This window comes from Rhodococcus sp. NPDC059234 (assembly GCF_042754225.1).
Classification (GTDB): Bacteria; Actinomycetota; Actinomycetes; order Mycobacteriales; family Mycobacteriaceae; genus Rhodococcus_G.
This window is the reverse complement of sequence record NZ_JBHZAH010000047.1, coordinates 19,260-34,891: the sequence shown is the minus strand read 5'-3', so window position 1 is coordinate 34,891 and position 15,632 is coordinate 19,260. Positions and strand designations below refer to the sequence as shown.

At 69.6% G+C, this 15,632-nt stretch carries 12 protein-coding genes; 8 read left to right on the top strand and 4 right to left on the bottom strand.

Features of this window, described 5'->3' with window-relative positions:
- The first annotated feature begins 57 nt into the window (after positions 1 to 57).
- Positions 58 to 1,005 carry a pyridoxamine 5'-phosphate oxidase family protein gene (locus ACFXGJ_RS12425; RefSeq protein WP_378619757.1) on the top strand — a complete coding sequence of 316 codons (948 nt, stop codon included), beginning with the start codon at positions 58 to 60 and terminating at the stop codon, positions 1,003 to 1,005.
- Between the two features lie 15 nt (positions 1,006 to 1,020).
- Here the strand turns inward: ACFXGJ_RS12425 and ACFXGJ_RS12420 are convergent, their stop codons facing one another.
- Positions 1,021 to 1,881 (bottom strand): LLM class F420-dependent oxidoreductase, encoded by an 861-nt coding sequence (locus ACFXGJ_RS12420; RefSeq protein ID WP_378619754.1) that lies wholly within the window; start codon positions 1,879 to 1,881, stop codon positions 1,021 to 1,023.
- A gap of 106 nt (positions 1,882 to 1,987) precedes the next feature.
- On the opposite strand from ACFXGJ_RS12420, the gene ACFXGJ_RS12415 reads away from it, so the two are divergent.
- Positions 1,988 to 2,938 carry an oxidoreductase gene (locus ACFXGJ_RS12415; protein WP_378619752.1) on the top strand — a complete coding sequence of 317 codons (951 nt, stop codon included), beginning with the start codon at positions 1,988 to 1,990 and terminating at the stop codon, positions 2,936 to 2,938.
- Here ACFXGJ_RS12415 and ACFXGJ_RS12410 read toward each other — a convergent pair.
- Positions 2,920 to 4,653 carry an acyl-CoA dehydrogenase family protein gene (locus ACFXGJ_RS12410; protein ID WP_378619748.1) on the bottom strand — a complete coding sequence of 578 codons (1,734 nt, stop codon included), beginning with the start codon at positions 4,651 to 4,653 and terminating at the stop codon, positions 2,920 to 2,922. The genes ACFXGJ_RS12415 and ACFXGJ_RS12410 overlap by 19 nt on opposite strands.
- Positions 4,654 to 4,860: 207 nt before the next feature.
- Here ACFXGJ_RS12410 and ACFXGJ_RS12405 point away from each other — a divergent pair, with 207 nt between their 5' ends.
- From ACFXGJ_RS12405 to ACFXGJ_RS12380, 6 genes are all read left to right on the top strand, one after another.
- Entirely contained in the window at positions 4,861 to 5,820 is a 960-nt protein-coding gene (locus ACFXGJ_RS12405; RefSeq protein WP_378619746.1) for an oxygenase MpaB family protein, read from the top strand.
- 39 nt (positions 5,821 to 5,859) lie between these two features.
- Positions 5,860 to 7,203 carry a cytochrome P450 gene (locus ACFXGJ_RS12400; RefSeq protein ID WP_378619743.1) on the top strand — a complete coding sequence of 448 codons (1,344 nt, stop codon included), beginning with the start codon at positions 5,860 to 5,862 and terminating at the stop codon, positions 7,201 to 7,203.
- A gap of 41 nt (positions 7,204 to 7,244) precedes the next feature.
- Entirely contained in the window at positions 7,245 to 7,832 is a 588-nt protein-coding gene (locus ACFXGJ_RS12395) for a TetR family transcriptional regulator (protein WP_378619740.1), read from the top strand.
- A gap of 133 nt (positions 7,833 to 7,965) precedes the next feature.
- Positions 7,966 to 9,573, top strand: a complete 1,608-nt coding sequence (locus ACFXGJ_RS12390) for a succinic semialdehyde dehydrogenase (RefSeq protein ID WP_378619737.1) — start codon at positions 7,966 to 7,968, stop codon at positions 9,571 to 9,573.
- On the top strand, positions 9,570 to 11,198 hold the full coding sequence (locus ACFXGJ_RS12385) for an AMP-binding protein (protein ID WP_378619734.1): 1,629 nt from the start codon (positions 9,570 to 9,572) through the stop codon (positions 11,196 to 11,198). The genes ACFXGJ_RS12390 and ACFXGJ_RS12385 overlap by 4 nt, the downstream gene beginning before the upstream one ends.
- On the top strand, positions 11,195 to 12,016 hold the full coding sequence (locus ACFXGJ_RS12380; RefSeq protein ID WP_378619732.1) for an SDR family oxidoreductase: 822 nt from the start codon (positions 11,195 to 11,197) through the stop codon (positions 12,014 to 12,016). Before ACFXGJ_RS12385 ends, ACFXGJ_RS12380 begins: the two co-directional genes overlap by 4 nt.
- A gap of 600 nt (positions 12,017 to 12,616) precedes the next feature.
- Here the strand turns inward: ACFXGJ_RS12380 and ACFXGJ_RS12375 are convergent.
- The gene (locus ACFXGJ_RS12375; protein WP_378619730.1) at positions 12,617 to 13,498 is read right to left on the bottom strand and encodes an IS5 family transposase; all 882 of its coding nucleotides are present in this window, start codon (positions 13,496 to 13,498) and stop codon (positions 12,617 to 12,619) included.
- A 78-nt stretch (positions 13,499 to 13,576) separates the two neighbouring features.
- Positions 13,577 to 15,322: a proline--tRNA ligase gene (locus tag ACFXGJ_RS12370; protein ID WP_378619727.1), complete on the bottom strand. Its 1,746-nt coding sequence runs from the start codon at positions 15,320 to 15,322 to the stop codon at positions 13,577 to 13,579.
- Positions 15,323 to 15,632: the final 310 nt, after the last annotated feature.

The following is a 15,632-nucleotide window of genomic DNA, read 5'->3' as shown; positions in this document are numbered from 1 at the left end:
GGTTGGCGTGTACTCGCCAACCGCGCACGGGCGCGGCGCCCCGGGTAGGGTCGGGTCATGTCGGTGACCTGGTCGGAAGACGTCGACGCCATCCTCGGGGGCGACCTCACCTGCGGTCTCGCCTGCCTCACCCAGGCGGGCGGGGCGGTCGTGACGACGGTGTCGCCGATCGGGCTTCGCGACCGCGAACGCGGCACGGTCGGCTTCACCACCTCGCTCGGCTTCGGCCGCAAACTCGAACGGATCAAGGACAATCCCCGCGTCGCGCTGGCGTACCACGCGCGCGAACACGGGGTGGGTGACGGCGACGACCCGCGGTTCGTCCTCGTGCATGGCGAGGCTCGATTCGACCCACACCCCGACCGCGCGACGCTCGACGAGATCGGCAAGAGCTCGGAGCCGTACCTGGGCGCGCAGCGGAGCGGACGTTTCTGGGACCGGTGGCTGCACTCGTACTACGAGGACCGGGTGCTGGTCACGGTGACCGCGACCCGGGTCGTCGCCTGGCCCTCGGCGACCGCGGAGGGTGAGCCCGAGGTGTTCGGCGCGCCGCTGCCCGACAGCGCGGCCGCGCCTCAGTCGCCACCGAAGAAGGGCACCGGCCCGCGGGTGGACGCGGTGCGGACCGGCGACCGTGCCTCGAGATTGCCGCACGTGTTGCTCGCCTACCGCGACGCGGATCGCTATCCGGTGATCGTGCCGGCCGGGGTGAGATCGGCCGGCGCCGCCGGCGTGCGACTGCGGGTGCCCTCCTTCGTGCCGCCGGGCGGCCGCCGGGCCGGGCTGCTCGCGCACTCCTACGGAGCCCAGCTCGTCGGTCTCGAGTCCCGCCAGAACACCGGGTGGCTCGAGGTCACCGACACCGGTGCGTTGTACGCGCCGCACACCGAGTCCGGGTTCCGCGCACCCGCGAACAAGACGATCCTGCTGCTGGCCAACGGTTTCCTCGCGCGGCGCGGGCTGGCAAAGGCCCGCAAGCAGGGGCGGGTGCAGGCACTGGGCTGAACCCGCCCGCCACGGTCAGCCCGTGACCGGCTCTCGGTCCAGCTTGCCCGCGAGCCGCTCGAGGTAGGCCACGACCTCGGCCTCCGGCTTGTCCGGCAGGCCGTACACGACCTCGGTGACGCCGAGATCCTCCCAGCGGGAGAGCTTCTCGGGCACGGGCTTGCGGTCGAGGACCACGATCCGCGGCGCGCCCTCGCGCCCGGCGTCGGCCCAGGCCTTGCGCAGCAGCAGCACATTGTCGTCGATGTCCTGCTCGATCGGGGTGGTCATCCACCCGTCGGCCGAGCGTGCGATCCACTTGAAGTTCTTCTCGTTGCCCGCCGCGCCGACGATCACCGGAACTCGCGGCTGCTGAACGGGTTTCGGCCACGCCCAGCTGGGACCGAAGTCGAGGAACTCCCCGTGGTACTCCGCCTCCTGCTGTGACCACAGCGCGGTCATGCCCTCGAGGTACTCACGCAGCATGGTGCGGCGCATGCCCGGCGGCACGCCGTGATCGGTCAACTCGTCGATGTTCCAGCCGTAGCCGACGCCCAGGACCACGCGGCCACCCGAGAGGTGGTCGAGGGTGGCGATGGTCTTGGCGAGCGTGATCGGGTCGTGCTCGACGGGCAGCGACACGGCGGTCCCGAGAGCGATCCGTTCGGTCACCGAGGCGGCGGTCCCCAGCGCCACCCACGGGTCGAGGGTGCGCATGTACCGGTCGTCGGGCAGGGACTCGTCCCCGGTCTGCGGGTGCGCGGCATCGCGGCGCACCGGGATGTGGGTGTGCTCCGGGACGTAGAACGAGTCGAATCCGGTTCGCTCCGCGGCCCGTGCCGCGGCGGCGGGCGTTATCCCCCGATCGCTCGTGAACAACGTGATGCCAAACTTCATCAATGTCTCCTCGCCCCGCGAACCGTCATTCCGATGTCGTGAAGACTAATTTCTGGACACCTGTTTATCAAGGTGTCCAGAACCGCTCGTCGCACGGGGCGGCACGGTGATTCGCGGCCGGGTCGAGCGCACCCCCTGGACGCTCGACCGGGCTCCGGACCAGGCCGGCCGGACCGTCCTGGTGACCGGCGCCAACTCCGGAATCGGCCTCGAGACGGCCCGCGCGCTGGCCCGCCTCGGCGCCCGCGTGGTCCTCGGCTGCCGCAACGAGGTCCGGGCCGAGGGCGCCCGCGCGGATCTCCTCGCGAGCGTCCCCGGCGCCCGCATCGAGATCCTGCGCGTCGACCTCGCCGACCTCGCGTCCGTCCGCGACGCCGCGACCCGGGCTCACGAGCGGTTCGACCGCCTGGACCTGCTGGTCGACAACGCCGGCCTGATGCGCTCGCCGCGCACGGTCACCGCCGACGGCTTCGAGGCGAACCTCGGCACGAATTTCCTCGGCCACTTCGCGTTGACCGGGCTGCTGCTCGACCTGGTCGAGGCCGCGCCGTCCGGGCGGGTCGTCACCGTGGGCAGCCTCGCCCACCGGTTCGGCCGGATCCACTTCGCGGACCCCCAGCTCGCATCGCATTTCACCGTCGCGAAGGCGTACGCCCAGTCGAAGCTCGCCGAGGTCATGTTCGCGCTCGCCCTCGACCGACGGCTGCGCGCATCGCGGGCCCGGTCGATCTCGGTCGCCGCCCATCCCGGCGGCAGCCGCACCGCGGTACTGCGCGACCAGAATGCGCTTCTCCGCCTCGGGATCAGCTCCCGGATGCGGGCGTTGACCACCAGACTCGTGCAGGAGCCGGCGGCCGGTGCGCTGCCGATCCTGCGTGCGGCGACCGATCCGTCGGTGGCCGGCGGCGACTACTACGGTCCCGGCGGACTGCTCGAACTGACCGGACCGCCCGCCCCGGCGGGCATCGCCCGCCGGGCTCGGGACGGCGCGGACCAGGATCGGCTGTGGGCGCTCGCCGAGGGCCTGACCGGGGTCCGTTACGGGCGCATCTCGTAGCTGCCGTCGTACGCGACGACCTGATCCCACACGCGGCCGAACCGCTTCTCGTCCACGACCGGCTTGCGCACCGCCGCGAGCGCCCAGTCCTGCTGCGCCTGGGTGGACGACGGCTTCCCGTGCAGGCCAATGGCGTAGCCCGAGAAGTCGCGGACCTGGAAGTCGAAGATCTGGTCGACGAGATCGAGGTCGAGGCCCGTGTTCTCGGCCTGTTCGAGAACCAGCTGGCCGTACACGACGAGCGAGAAGAGGTGACCGACGTTGAGCATGAAGTCGAGGTCCTTCTGCTGCGCGGCGTCCGGTGCCGCGGTGGTCAGCAGTTCCTTCAGCGCCTTGGCCTGCTCGTAGAAGCGGACCACGTTGGGCACGTCGCCGAACCGTTCGTACACCTTGGTCCAGTCGTGGAACTGGACCTTCGCCGCGCCGCGGGTCGGACCCTGATTCCAGAAGAACTCGTCGTCGGCAGCGTCGAGCCGGGTGCCGATCTCGGGGTACTCGGCGGCGTTGAAGAGGTAGCTGGGCAGGAACTTGAGGATCAGGCCGACGTTGACGTGGACGGTGCCCTCGAGTTTGGGGAGGCAGCCGATCATGCCGACGGCCTCGCGGAAGTAGGTGTTCTTCTCGTACCCCTTGGCCGCGATCACATCGTGCAGCAGCGCGACGACTCGCTCGCCCTCCGAGGTGACCTTCGCCTTGGTCATCGGGTTGAAGAGCAGGTAGCGGCGGTCGTCGAGGCTGGCGCTGCGGAAGTAGTCGACGGCACGGGCGCTGAACTGCTTCATCGCGATCGTCCGCGTGTAGGCGTCGACGAACGCCGCCCTCACGTGGGCGAAGTCGGTGACGGGGTTGCCGTAGAGAATCCGGTTGTGCGCGTGCGTGATCGCCTCGTAGAAGGCGTGTTCGGCGATGCCGATCGAGCCGGTGCACAGATTGAACTTGCCGACGTTGACGGTGTTCAGTGCCGCCTCGAACGCCTGCACCCCGGTGTGCAGGACGTCCTGCTCGCGGACGGGGTAGTCCTCGAGGCGGAAGGTGCTCACGTACATCTGGCCGCGCAGGATGTTGTCGATCAGGTGGTAGTTCGGATGCCGACTGTCCGCGACGAAGAAGACGTAACCGTCGGGACCCTCGATGTCGGTACGGCGACCGAAGACCGAGACCATGCCCGCGACGTTGCCGTTGCCGATGTAGTACTTGTCCCCCGTCACCCGGAACGCGACGCCCTCCTCCGCGGAGGGGGTGAGGAGCATGTCGGTCGAGTAGACGTCGGCACCGTGCTCGCGCTCGGAGAGGCCGAAGGCCATCACCCCGCCGTCGGTCAGCTCGCGCGCGGCCCGCTCCTTCGCGACGACGTTGTCGCTCATCCAGATCGGGCCCAGCCCGAGGATGGTGACCTGCCAGGCGTACCAGTAGGCCAGGCCGTAGAAACCGAAGATTTCGCTCAGGGCGGCGTTGCGGGCGGCGTCCCAGCGGCGGTTCGGATCGCCGTCGGCGAACTCGGCGGGGGTCTGGAAGGTCGCGAACAGCTTCTCGTCCTTGACGAACTCGAGAAAGTCCGACACCCAGACCGCGTCCAGGTCGTCCTGGAGCAGGCGCTGCTTGCCACGATTCTCGAACCAGTCGATGGTCGCGCGCAGCAACCGCCTGGTCTCGGGATCGAAATCCTGGGGGTCGTAGGTGTTCGGGTTGAACAGCAGTCCAGCTTGTTCCGTCACGGCCACGCCTTTCGTCGAAGTACCAGCCCTCAACTTACCAGCGAGTAACTTGCGCGTGAAGAGGGAGAGGGATGCCCCGGAAGCAGGGAAATCGCGACGGACTCTTGTGCAGACCACCCACCCGGCCTAGTGTCTGACACAGAGACACAGCTTTGTTCCATTGTTCACACCGGGCCGTCGTCCGGGCGTGACGACCGGAGGACCGCCATGACGCCTGTGCCCGAGACCACCGATGACGCCGTCACCGTTCCGCAGTTCGGATTCGACGAGGGCATCCGCGAGGCGGTGCCGATGACCGTCGACGACGAGGTCGCCGACGGCGCCCCGCGACTCGGCCCGGACTCGCTGGTCTGGAAGTTCTACGGCGACGTCCGGGGTCTGCTCGGATTTCAGCGGCTCGCGGGCACCGAGAACTGCATCGAGCAACTCGGCAAGGCCGTCGAGGACCATTCGGTGATCTTCTCCGACACACTCGGCCGCGCCCGCCGCAGCGGGCCACCGATCATGCAGACGGTCTACAGCGAGGATCCGCACGGATGGGGCCGAACCGTTCGCGACTTCCACAAGCCGATCAAGGGAACCGTCGACGACGGTTCCCGGTATCACGCGCTCAACCCCGAGCTCTTCTACTGGGCGCACGCAACTTTCGTCGATCAGGTTCTGTACGTGACCGACACCTTCATCCGCCGCCTCTCGCACGCCGAGAAGGTGCAGATCTTCGAGGAGGGCATGCTCTGGTACCAGCTCTACGGGGTGAGCGCGCGTAATCAACCGCAGACCTACGAGGAGTTCGTCGAGTACTGGGACCAGATGCTGGACCGGTTCGTCCCGACCAAGACCATCCTGTACGCCACCGGGTACATCCGCAAAGGCGTGCCGGGTCCGCGCCGAATCCCGGCTCCGCTCTGGGCGATAGCGTCGGCTCCCCTGAACGCGTTCATCCGGACGGTCGTCGTCGGAACCCTTCCGCCACAGATGCGTGCGGTCTGCGGACTCGAATGGAACGCGAAGAAGGAGAAGCGATTCCAGCGTTTCGCGGCGATGATGCGCGCGCTCAATCCCGTCGTCAACCGTCTCCCGGTCAGGGTTCTGTACCTGCCCTGGGCCCGACAGGCGTGGCAGCGGGTCGGGATCGACCCGCGGCGCCTGCACAACACGCCGGCCTGACCGCCGCCGCCCCGACACCCTCACCGTTCAGGAGTCCTCATGCGTCACGTCCAGTTGGCCCCGGCCCCCGCGGGCAGCGGCCTGAAGCCGATCCAGGGAACGGGCCACCCGGGAGTGCTCGAGCTGCTCCGCTTCTTCCGTGACCCCGTGAAGATGGTCGGATCCCGGCGGGAGGAGTTCGGGGACATCACCTACATCAAGGCGTTCGGCCTGAAGTTCGTCATCCCGCTGACGCCGGACGGTTCGCAGCTGGTGGCCATGAACCGACAGAAGGCCTTCGCCGCCGAGCCGGCCTGGGGATTCCTGATCGGGCCGTTCTTCCGACGCGGAATCCTGTTGATGGACTTCGAGGAACACCGCCACCACCGGTTGATCCTGCAGCAGGCATTCACCAACACTCACATCAAGGGCTACCTGCAGGACATGCAGCCGATGCTCGCCGAGCGGGTGGCCCGGTTCCCCGTCGGGGACAGCATCCGGCTCCTCGACGAGTTCAAGGCCGTGACCCTGGACCTGGCGCTGGCGATCTTCCTCGGACTCGACCTGCCCCGTGCCGAGGCGGACCGGATCAACCGCGCCTTCATCGACTGCGTGAACGCCGGAATGTCGATCGTCCGCAAGGACATTCCCGGCACCAAGTGGTCGCGTGGGCTGGCGGGACGAGCGGTGCTCGAGGAGTTCTTCTACCGGCACCTGCCCGCGAAACGCGCCGCGCAGACCCCGGACCTGTTCTCGGTCCTGTGCCACGCCCAGTCCGAGGACGGACACACCTTCACCGACGAGGACGTCGTGAACCACATGATCTTCGTCCTCATGGCGGCGCACGACACCTCGACGATCACCCTCACGACGATGGCGTACTACATGGCCCGGCATCCCGAATGGCAGCGCCGGGCCCGGGAACAGTCCCGCAGCCTGCCCCCCGAGATCTCCTACGACACGCTCGGCGAGTTCACGATCCTCGACGCGATCATGAAGGAATCGCTGCGGTTGAACACCCCGGTGCCCGGCCTGGCGCGCCGGGCGATCGAGGACACCGAGATCGACGGCCACTTCGTACCGAAGGGTGCCTACGTGAGCGCGATCGCGATGGTCAACCATCACAACCCCGCGCTGTGGTCCGATCCGGAAACCTTCGACCCCGGCCGGTTCTCCCCCGAACGCTCCGAGGACAAGTCGCACCGATACGCGTGGATGCCGTTCGGCGGCGGGGTGCACAAGTGCATCGGCCTGTACTTCGCGCAGATGGAGATCAAGACGATCATGCACAACCTGCTGCTGCGCTACGAGTGGTCCGTGCCCGAGGGCTACCACTGGAAACTGGACAACACGACACTGCCGGTGCCGAAGGACCACCTGCCGGCCCGCCTCCGGGCGCTGTAGGCAGACGACCGTGCACCGCCGCGAACGCTATGCTCCGGGTGATGTCCCGCCAGTCCGAACCCGCCGCGCCGTCCGTGTCACCGGAACAGGTGATGCTGGACGCCGCCCGAGAAGAGTTCGAGCGCTACGGGATCCGACGAACCAACATGGACGACATCGCCCGCCGCGCCGGGATCAGTCGCAGCACGCTGTACCGGCGCTTCCCGAACAAGGACGCGCTGGTCGAGACCCTCTTCCTCCGCGAGTCGGCGATGTTCTTCGCCGAACTGGACCGGGTCGCCGCGGACCTGGATCCGCACGGTGCCGTCGTCGAGTGCTTCACCCGCGGAGTCCGGCTCGCCCAGGACTGGCCGCTCGCGGGCCGGATCATCGAGTCCGAACCGGAGCTGATACTCGGACTCACGACCCGCACCGACGGCGCGCCGATCACACAGGCGAGCGCCCAGATCGCGGGCTCACTGCGGCGCAGCGGTGTCACGATGCCCGACGAGGATCTGCAAGCGGTTTCGGAGATCCTGCTCCGAATCGCGATCTCGTTGATGCTGAATCCGCAAGGGCAGCTGGATCTCTCGAACCCCGATGCGGTGCGCCGGTACGCCGAGCGCTACCTCGTGCGTCTCGTCTGGTGACCACAACCCCACCCTGAACCGTCACGCTCCGGCACCACCGGACCGTTCACCGCGCACGATTCCCCCGGACCGCCGGCGCCCGCGCCCGCACCTGATCGCACCGCGCACTCCCTCCTCCCCGAAAGCGGAGACCATGACATCGAGCTCACTCGCCAACCCGGCCGTCGACGGACCGGCCCCGACCGAGTACCCACCGAGCGTCGGCCCGGGCCTGGTCGCCGAGCTGCGCGGCCAACTGCCGGCGTCCACCGAGATGCACCAGGCGAAGGCACCGTTCGACGGCGCACCGCTGCCCGGTGTGCCGCAGACGACGCCCGAGACGGTCGCGGGTGTCGCGGCGGCCGCGCGCGAAGCCCAGACCGGGTGGGCCTCCACCCCGATCGGTGACCGCGCACGCATTGTCCGGCGCTTCGGTCGCGCCCTGCTCGACCACCACGACCAGCTCTGCGACGTCATGCAGTGGGAGACCGGCAAGGCCCGCGTACACGCCGCCGTCGAGGTGCAGGGCGTCATCTCGGTCGCCGAGTACTACGGGCGGACCGGCGAACGCCACCTCCGCGGGAGGCGCGCCCGCAGCGCGATGCCCGGCGTGGTGAGCACGCACGTCGACTATCGCGCGAAGGGAGTGGTCGGGGTGGTCGCGCCGTGGAACTACCCGCTGTTCCTCGCGGTCGGAGACGTGATCCCGGCCCTCGTCGCCGGGAACTCGGTGCTGAGCAAGGCCGACTCGCAGGCACCGTGGACGCTGCTGCTGGCGCGAAAGCTCGCGGTGGAGGCGGGGATTCCGCCGCAGGTCTGGCAGGTGGTGGCCGGGCCGGGCAGCCGCATCGGGCCGGCCGTCGTCGGCGCGGTCGACCACCTGTGCTTCACCGGGTCCACGGCCACCGGCCGCGACATCGCGCGGCGCTGTGCGGACCGGCTGATCGGTGCATCGCTGGAACTGGGCGGCAAGAACGCGATGGTCGTGTGCGCGGACGCGGACATCGACGCCGCCGCCGTCGGCGCGATCCAGGCCTGCTTCTCGAACGCGGGCCAGATGTGCATCGGGATCGAGCGGATCTACGTGCACGAGCGGGTCTACGCGCAGTTCGTCGCGGCGCTGACCGAACGCACCCGGCGACTGCGGCTCGGCGCCGGGTACTCCTACGACGTCGACATGGGTTCGCTCACCTCGACGAGGCAACTCGAGGCGACGCGCCGGCACGTCGAGGACGCGGTGGCCAGGGGCGCGACGGTGCTCACCGGCGGGCGCGCCCGGCCGGATCTCGGCCCCCTGTTCTTCGAGCCGACGGTGCTCGCCGACGTCACCGAGGACATGGACGTCTACGCGGAGGAGACCTTCGGTCCGGTCGTGGCCGTGTACCGAGTGCGCGGCGACGACGAGGCGGTCGCGGCCGCCAACGAGGGCGAGTACGGCCTCAGCGCGAGCGTGTGGACGCGGGACCTGAAGCGAGGCAGAAAGATTGCGTCCAGGATCGTGGCGGGGTCGGTGAACGTCAACGACGGGTACCTCTCCGCTATCGCCTCGCTCGACGCGCCGATGGGCGGGATGCGCTCGAGCGGGCTCGGCCGCCGGCACGGCCGCGAGGGCATCGTCCGCTACACCGAACCGCAGACCGTGACCACCCAACGGGTACCCACCGCCTACCCGGACCGCTTCCGTGCCCTGCTGCTGCGGGCGATGAACCTCGGCATGCGGGTGCGCCTGGCGCTGCCGCACCGATCGCGAGGACGACGATGAACCTGCAATCGCTCATCGGCCGGGCACGCGACGAACTCGCGGCGGCCCGGATTCTCCGGAAAGCGGGTATGGCGCCCCGCAACCCACGCGCGTTCGCCGCGGGCGCCCGCGCGGTGGCCCGCCTCGGACCGTTCGGCGGCCTGCCCGGGTACTGCGCGGCGGTGCACTCCGGAACGGCCGTCATCGACGATCGCGGCGAGCTCGGATTCGACGAGTTCGATCGTCGTACACGGCGACTGGCCAACGCGTTGCGCACCGAACTCGCCGGCACGGACGGGCCCGCGCCCAGTGTCGGGATCCTGTGCCGCAATCACGCCGATGCCCTGGTCACGCTGTGCGCCGCGGCCGCCGCGGGCACGCGGGTCGTGCTGCTGGGCGCGGACTTCGGTCCCCGCCAGGTAGCGGCGGTCGCCGAACGGGAACGCCTGGACGCGCTGGTCTACGACGAGGAGTTCGCGGCCGCGGCCGCGGCGTTCACCGGACCGCGATGGTGCGCCTGGTACGAGGACACGCCGCCGGCGGACGCGCTCGAACATCTCGTCGCGCGCGGCGCCGACACCGTGCCGCCCCGGCCCGCGCGGCCGGCGTCGCTGGTGATCCTGACGAGCGGCACCAGTGGTGTCCCCAAAGGTGCGCCGCGCGGCGAGCCGCGAACCCTGCTGCTGACGGCGGGACTGCTCGAGCGCATCCCATTGCGCGGTGGCGAACGAGTCCTGTTGTCGGCACCCGTGTTCCACGGTTGGGGCCTGCTCGTCGCCGTGCTCACCCTGTGTCTCGGATCGACCCTCGTCCTGCACCGCCGCTTCGATGCGGCCCGGGCCGTGGCCGATCTCGAACGCCTCGACTGCTCCACCTTCGTCGCGGTGCCGACGATGCTCCGCCGGGTACTCGCCCTCGGCGACGACGTGCGGTCGGCGGACCTGTCCGCACTGCGGATCGCGGCCAGCGGCGGCGCACGTCTCGAACCCGCCCTGGTGGCGGAGGTCGCGGCGACGTTCGGTCCGGTGCTGCACAACCTCTACGGGTCCACCGAGGCGGCGTACATCAGCATCGCGACACCCGACGACCTCGCGGTCGCCCCGGACTGCGCGGGTCGCCCTCCGCTGGGCAACACGGTGCGCATCGCCGACGAGGCGGGACGCGCAGTGCCGGCCGGCACCGAGGGCCGGATCCTGGTTCGGACCCCGGGACAGATCGACGCGTACACCGACGGCACCGCGCGCACCGGCGTCGACGGGTTCCTCGACACCGGCGATCGCGGGCACGTGGACGGCAGCGGCCGGCTGTACGTCGCCGGCCGCTCCGACTCGATGGTCGTCTCCGGCGGCGAGAACGTCTTCCCCGAGGAACTGGAGATGACGCTGCTCACGCACCCGGCCATCGCGGACGCGGTGGTGACGCCGGTGGAGGACGCCGAGTTCGGACGGCGACTGCGGGCCTACGTCGTGCGCGGCCCGGGCGACGGTCGGGACCTCGACGAGGACGCCGTTCGCGCGCACGTCGCGAGCGAGTTGCCCCGGTCCCGGATGCCCCGCGACATCGTGTTCGTGGACGCGCTGCCGCGCGGCTCGTCCGGGAAGGTGTCACGTCAGACCATCGACGAACTGAGGGAGAGCCACACGTGAGGGGAATCGAGTTGGCCGGCCGGGTGGCCGTGGTGACCGGCGGTGCCCGCGGCATCGGGCTGGCCACCGCACGGGCGTTGCAGGCCGCGGGGGCCCGGGTGGCGATCGGCGACGTGGACGCCGACCGGGCCGCGGCCACCGCCGTCGACCTCGGAATCGTCGCGGCCCACCTCGACGTCGCCGACCCGGCGTCGGTCGACGCGTTCCTCGAGGAGGTGCAGGCGCGGCTCGGCCCGGTGACGGTGTGGGTCAACAACGCGGGCATCATGCCGATCGGCCCGGTCCTCGACCAGGACGCCGCGCTGATCCGCCGAGCCGTCGACGTCAACGTCGTCGGCGTGATGAACGGTGCCCTCGCCGCGGCACGCCGCATGGTCGCCGGAGGGGGCGGACGCATCGTCAACGTCGCGTCGATCGCCGGTCGCATGCCGGCTCCCGGCATGGCCGTCTACAGCGGCAGCAAGTTCGCGGTCGTCGGATTCGGCGAGGCGCTCGACGCCGAACTCGCCGACCGCGGGGTGCGGGTGTCGACGGTGTTGCCCTCGTTCACCAGCACCGAGCTGATCGCCGGGACCACACCCGGACCGTTCACCCGGCCGATCCCGCCGGAGCAGGTCGCGGCGACCGTGGTGACGGTGCTGCGACGCGGTCGCCGGCAGGCGGTGGTCCCGGGCCGGCTGTCCGCGGGAAGCGCGCTGTGGCAGCTGTTCCCGAGGCCCGTGGCCCGAGCCCTGCGCCGCGGCGTCGGACTGGACCGGGTCTTCCTCGACGTCGGCGCCGACCGGCAGGCCTACGACCGGCGCATCGCGGGGAGCTAGGGCGTGTCTCCCAATCCCGCAACAGGGATCGCGAGACATGCCCTAACTGGCAGCCAGCTCGGCGGGGAGGATGCGGATGTGACCAAGACAGCCAGGGCGGGGCACCCCTTCGTAGAACCCGCTGCAGGACTCGGCGCTGCCCACAGCAGCGCTGCCCGACTGAACGGGGCCCGCAGCACTGCCCGTCAGTGGGAGAACAATGGCTGCAAGGAGATCTTGGATGATGGTGGGGTTGGGCTCCTCAGCCGACATGACGGGGTTGGGCTCCTCAGCCGACGCCGTGCCCCCACCGAGTGCCAGGCCACCGCAGAGCAGAGCCGCCGCGACCAGGACGGACGCGCCACGGCGCGCCAGATTTCGAGACATGCAACTTCCTTCGTTCGAATGTGTAGGACCGGGGCGCACACACCTGACGGAACGCCCGCCGACCGAGCCAGAATAGGGCGAATCGGCCAGCCCGGCAGCCGAATCGGATTCAAGTTCCCGCAGTTCACAGCGTTAAACACGACCGGCGGCAGGATCCCCCGCCGGGCTGCGGTCCTGCCGCCGTGGATCCCACTCACTTGGGTGATTCGGACCTCGGGCATGTCTCCTGCTTGGCTAGGTGTGTAACCAAGTGCACACTGCCGACAACAGCGCACCGGCCCGGTAGGTCAGGGCGAGCCTGTCGTAGCGAGTAGCCAGGGCCCGCCACTGCTTGACTGTGCAGAAGGACCGCTCGACGACATTGCGCCCCTTGTACTTCTCGACGTCGAAGTCGACCGGACGGCCACCGCGACTGCCTCTTCGGAGGCGATTGCGTTTCTGGTCGTCCGGCTCGGCGATGACGGCCTCGATGCCCCGCGCTCGCAGGTGAGCCCGATTCGCCTTCGACGAGTACGCATTGTCGCCGAGGACCGAATCTGGACTGGTCCGGGGCCTGCCCCGCCCCGTCCGAGGAACCGACAACGCCTCCATCAGGATCGGGAACATCGGCGGATCTCCAGCCTGTCCCGGGCCGACCAGCAGGACCAGCGGTCGCCCATTCCCGTCGCTGAGCTGGTGAATCTTCGTGCTCAACCCGCCCCGGGAACGCCCGATCTCGTGGTCAATCGGCTCGTCGAGCAGCTTCTTGTAATTCGACAGATCCCCCTGTGGCACGCGGGAGGTCGTGCCGTGTTGGTGGACGCGGCACACCGTCGAGTCGACCGACACCGTCCAGTCGATCTCGCCGATCTGGTCGGCGCGCGCGAGTAGATGGGCCAGGACCTCGTCCCAGGTTCCGTCGCCGGCGAACCTGCGGTGCCGTTTCCACACCGTCTGCCACGGACCGAACTCCGCGGGCATGTCCCGCCACGCGATCCCGGTCCGGTACCTGTAGACGATTCCCTCGACCACCTGCCGGTGGTCACGAAACGGGCGTCCCCTGTTGCCATCCGACGACGGCAACAGGGGCTCGACAATCGCCCACTGCTCATCACCGATCACTCGTGCGCACCACACCGAGCATGGTGCCGCACAGACACGATCAGATTAAGGGGACATGCCCTAGCCGAGGCACCCCGCGACGGCGCGGGCGGATCAGCCTCGGACGGCCGCGAGAACCTCGTCGAGCGCGCTGTCCGCGGACACCTCGCGGGACTCACCGGTGAACCGGTCCCGCAGTTCCACCTTGCCCTCGGCCCAGCCGCGGCCGACGACGACGACCAGCGGGACACCGAGCAGCTCGGAGTCCTTGAACTTCACGCCGGGCGAGGCCTTTCGGTCGTCGAGGATCACGGACAGCCCGGCGCGATCGAGTTCCGCGGCCAGACCCTCGGCGCCCTCGCGCGCGGTCTCGTCCTTGTTCGCGATCACCAGGTGCACGTTCGCGGGCGCGACCTCGGCGGGCCAGCGCAGGCCCTTGTCGTCGTGCTGCTGCTCGGCGATGACCGCCACCAGCCGGGAGACGCCGATGCCGTAGGAGCCCATGGTCGGGCGGACCGGCTTGCCGTTCTCGCCGAGCACGTCGACCGAGAAGGCGTCGGTGTACTTGCGGCCGAGCTGGAACACGTGGCCCACCTCGATGCCGCGGGCGGCGACCAGCGGGCCGGCACCGTCGGGTGAGGCGTCGCCGTCGCGCACCTCGGCGGCCTCGATGGTGCCGTCCGGGGTGAAGTCGCGGCCCGCGACCAGCCCGACGACGTGCTTGCCCTGCTCGTCGGCGCCGGTGATCCAGCTGGTGCCCTCGACCACGCGCGGGTCGACCAGGTAGCGAACACCGTTGGCCTGCAGCGCCTTCGGACCGATGTAGCCCTTGACCAGGAACGGGTTGTTCGCGAAGTCCGTCTCGGTGATGAGCACGTACTCGGCCGGCTCGAGCGACGCCTCGAGGCGCTTCTCGTCCACCTCGCGGTCACCGGGGATGCCGATCGCGAGCAGCTCCCACTCGCCGCCCGGCACCCGGGTCTTGACCATGATGTTCTTCAGGGTGTCCGCCGCGGTGACCGTCCGGCCCAGGTCGGCGCCGTTGGCCCAGTCGACGAGGGACTCGATCGTCGGGGTGTCCGGGGTGTCGTACACCTTCGCCTCGGGCTGTCCCTCGATCGGCAGGGGCGCGGGCGCGAGGGTCTTGACGGCCTCGACGTTCGCGGCGTAGCCCGACTCGAGGCAGCGGACGTAGGTGTCCTCGCCGATCTCGGACTCGGCCAGGAACTCCTCGGAGGCGCTGCCGCCCATCGCGCCCGAGGTCGCGGAGACAATCACGTACTTGACGCCGAGGCGCGCCAGGATGCGCTCGTAGGCGTCGCGGTGCGCCTGGTAGGAGGCGGCCAGGCCCTCGTCGGTGAGGTCGAAGGAGTACGAGTCCTTCATCACGAACTCGCGTCCACGCAGGATGCCCGCGCGCGGCCGCTCCTCGTCGCGGTACTTGGTCTGCACCTGGTACAGGGTGACCGGGAAGTCCTTGTACGAGTTGTACTCGCCCTTCACGGTGAGGGCGAACAGCTCCTCGTGGGTGGGGCCGAGCATGTAGTCGTTGCCCTTGCGGTCCTTGAGACGGAACAGGCCGGCGCCGTACTCGGTCCAGCGGTTCGACGTCTCGTACGGTTCGCGCGGCAGCAGCGCGGGAAGCAGGATCTCCTGCGCGCCAATAGCATTCATCTCTTCACGGACCACGCGCTCGACCTCGCGCAGCACCCGCAGGCCCAGCGGCAGCCAGGAGTAGACGCCCGGCGCGATGCGCCGAACGTAGCCGGCGCGGACGAGCAGCTTGTGGCTGGCAACCTCGGCGTCGGCCGGATCGTCGCGAAGGGTGCGGAGGAACAGCTGAGACAGGCGCGTGATCACAACCCAGGAGCCTAGTCGGTCGAGCATGCGAGGCCGACCGTGGGCAGAGCGGTCGAGCATGCGAGGCCGACCGTGGGCGCAGCGGTCGAGCGTGCGAGGCCGACCGTGGGCGCAGCAGGTGCGCGCGGCAACCCAGGCTAGCCTCTCCTTGCTAAACATAGGCTAACCTCTGTCGGATTCGTCCGACTGCCGCGCCACAGGCGCGGCTGCGACAAGAAAGAAGAAGGATGCGCGCGTTCAGCAGAGCGGCCCTCGGGGTCGCGGCGGTCGTCGTGGCATGGTCGGCTACCGCCGGGGTCGCCTTCGCAGC

Bases quoted from the DNA above. Each gene is read 5' to 3' on its own strand.
- ACFXGJ_RS12400 (WP_378619743.1), top strand. From the start codon at position 5,860: ATGCGTCACGTCCAGTTGGCCCCGGCCCCCGCGGGCAGCGGCCTGAAG.
- ACFXGJ_RS12385 (WP_378619734.1), top strand. From the start codon at position 9,570: ATGAACCTGCAATCGCTCATCGGCCGGGCACGCGACGAACTCGCGGCG.
- ACFXGJ_RS12405 (WP_378619746.1), top strand. From the start codon at position 4,861: ATGACGCCTGTGCCCGAGACCACCGATGACGCCGTCACCGTTCCGCAG.
- ACFXGJ_RS12425 (WP_378619757.1), top strand. From the start codon at position 58: ATGTCGGTGACCTGGTCGGAAGACGTCGACGCCATCCTCGGGGGCGAC.
- ACFXGJ_RS12390 (WP_378619737.1), top strand. From the start codon at position 7,966: ATGACATCGAGCTCACTCGCCAACCCGGCCGTCGACGGACCGGCCCCG.
- ACFXGJ_RS12395 (WP_378619740.1), top strand. From the start codon at position 7,245: ATGTCCCGCCAGTCCGAACCCGCCGCGCCGTCCGTGTCACCGGAACAG.
- ACFXGJ_RS12420 (WP_378619754.1), bottom strand. From the start codon at position 1,881: ATGAAGTTTGGCATCACGTTGTTCACGAGCGATCGGGGGATAACGCCC.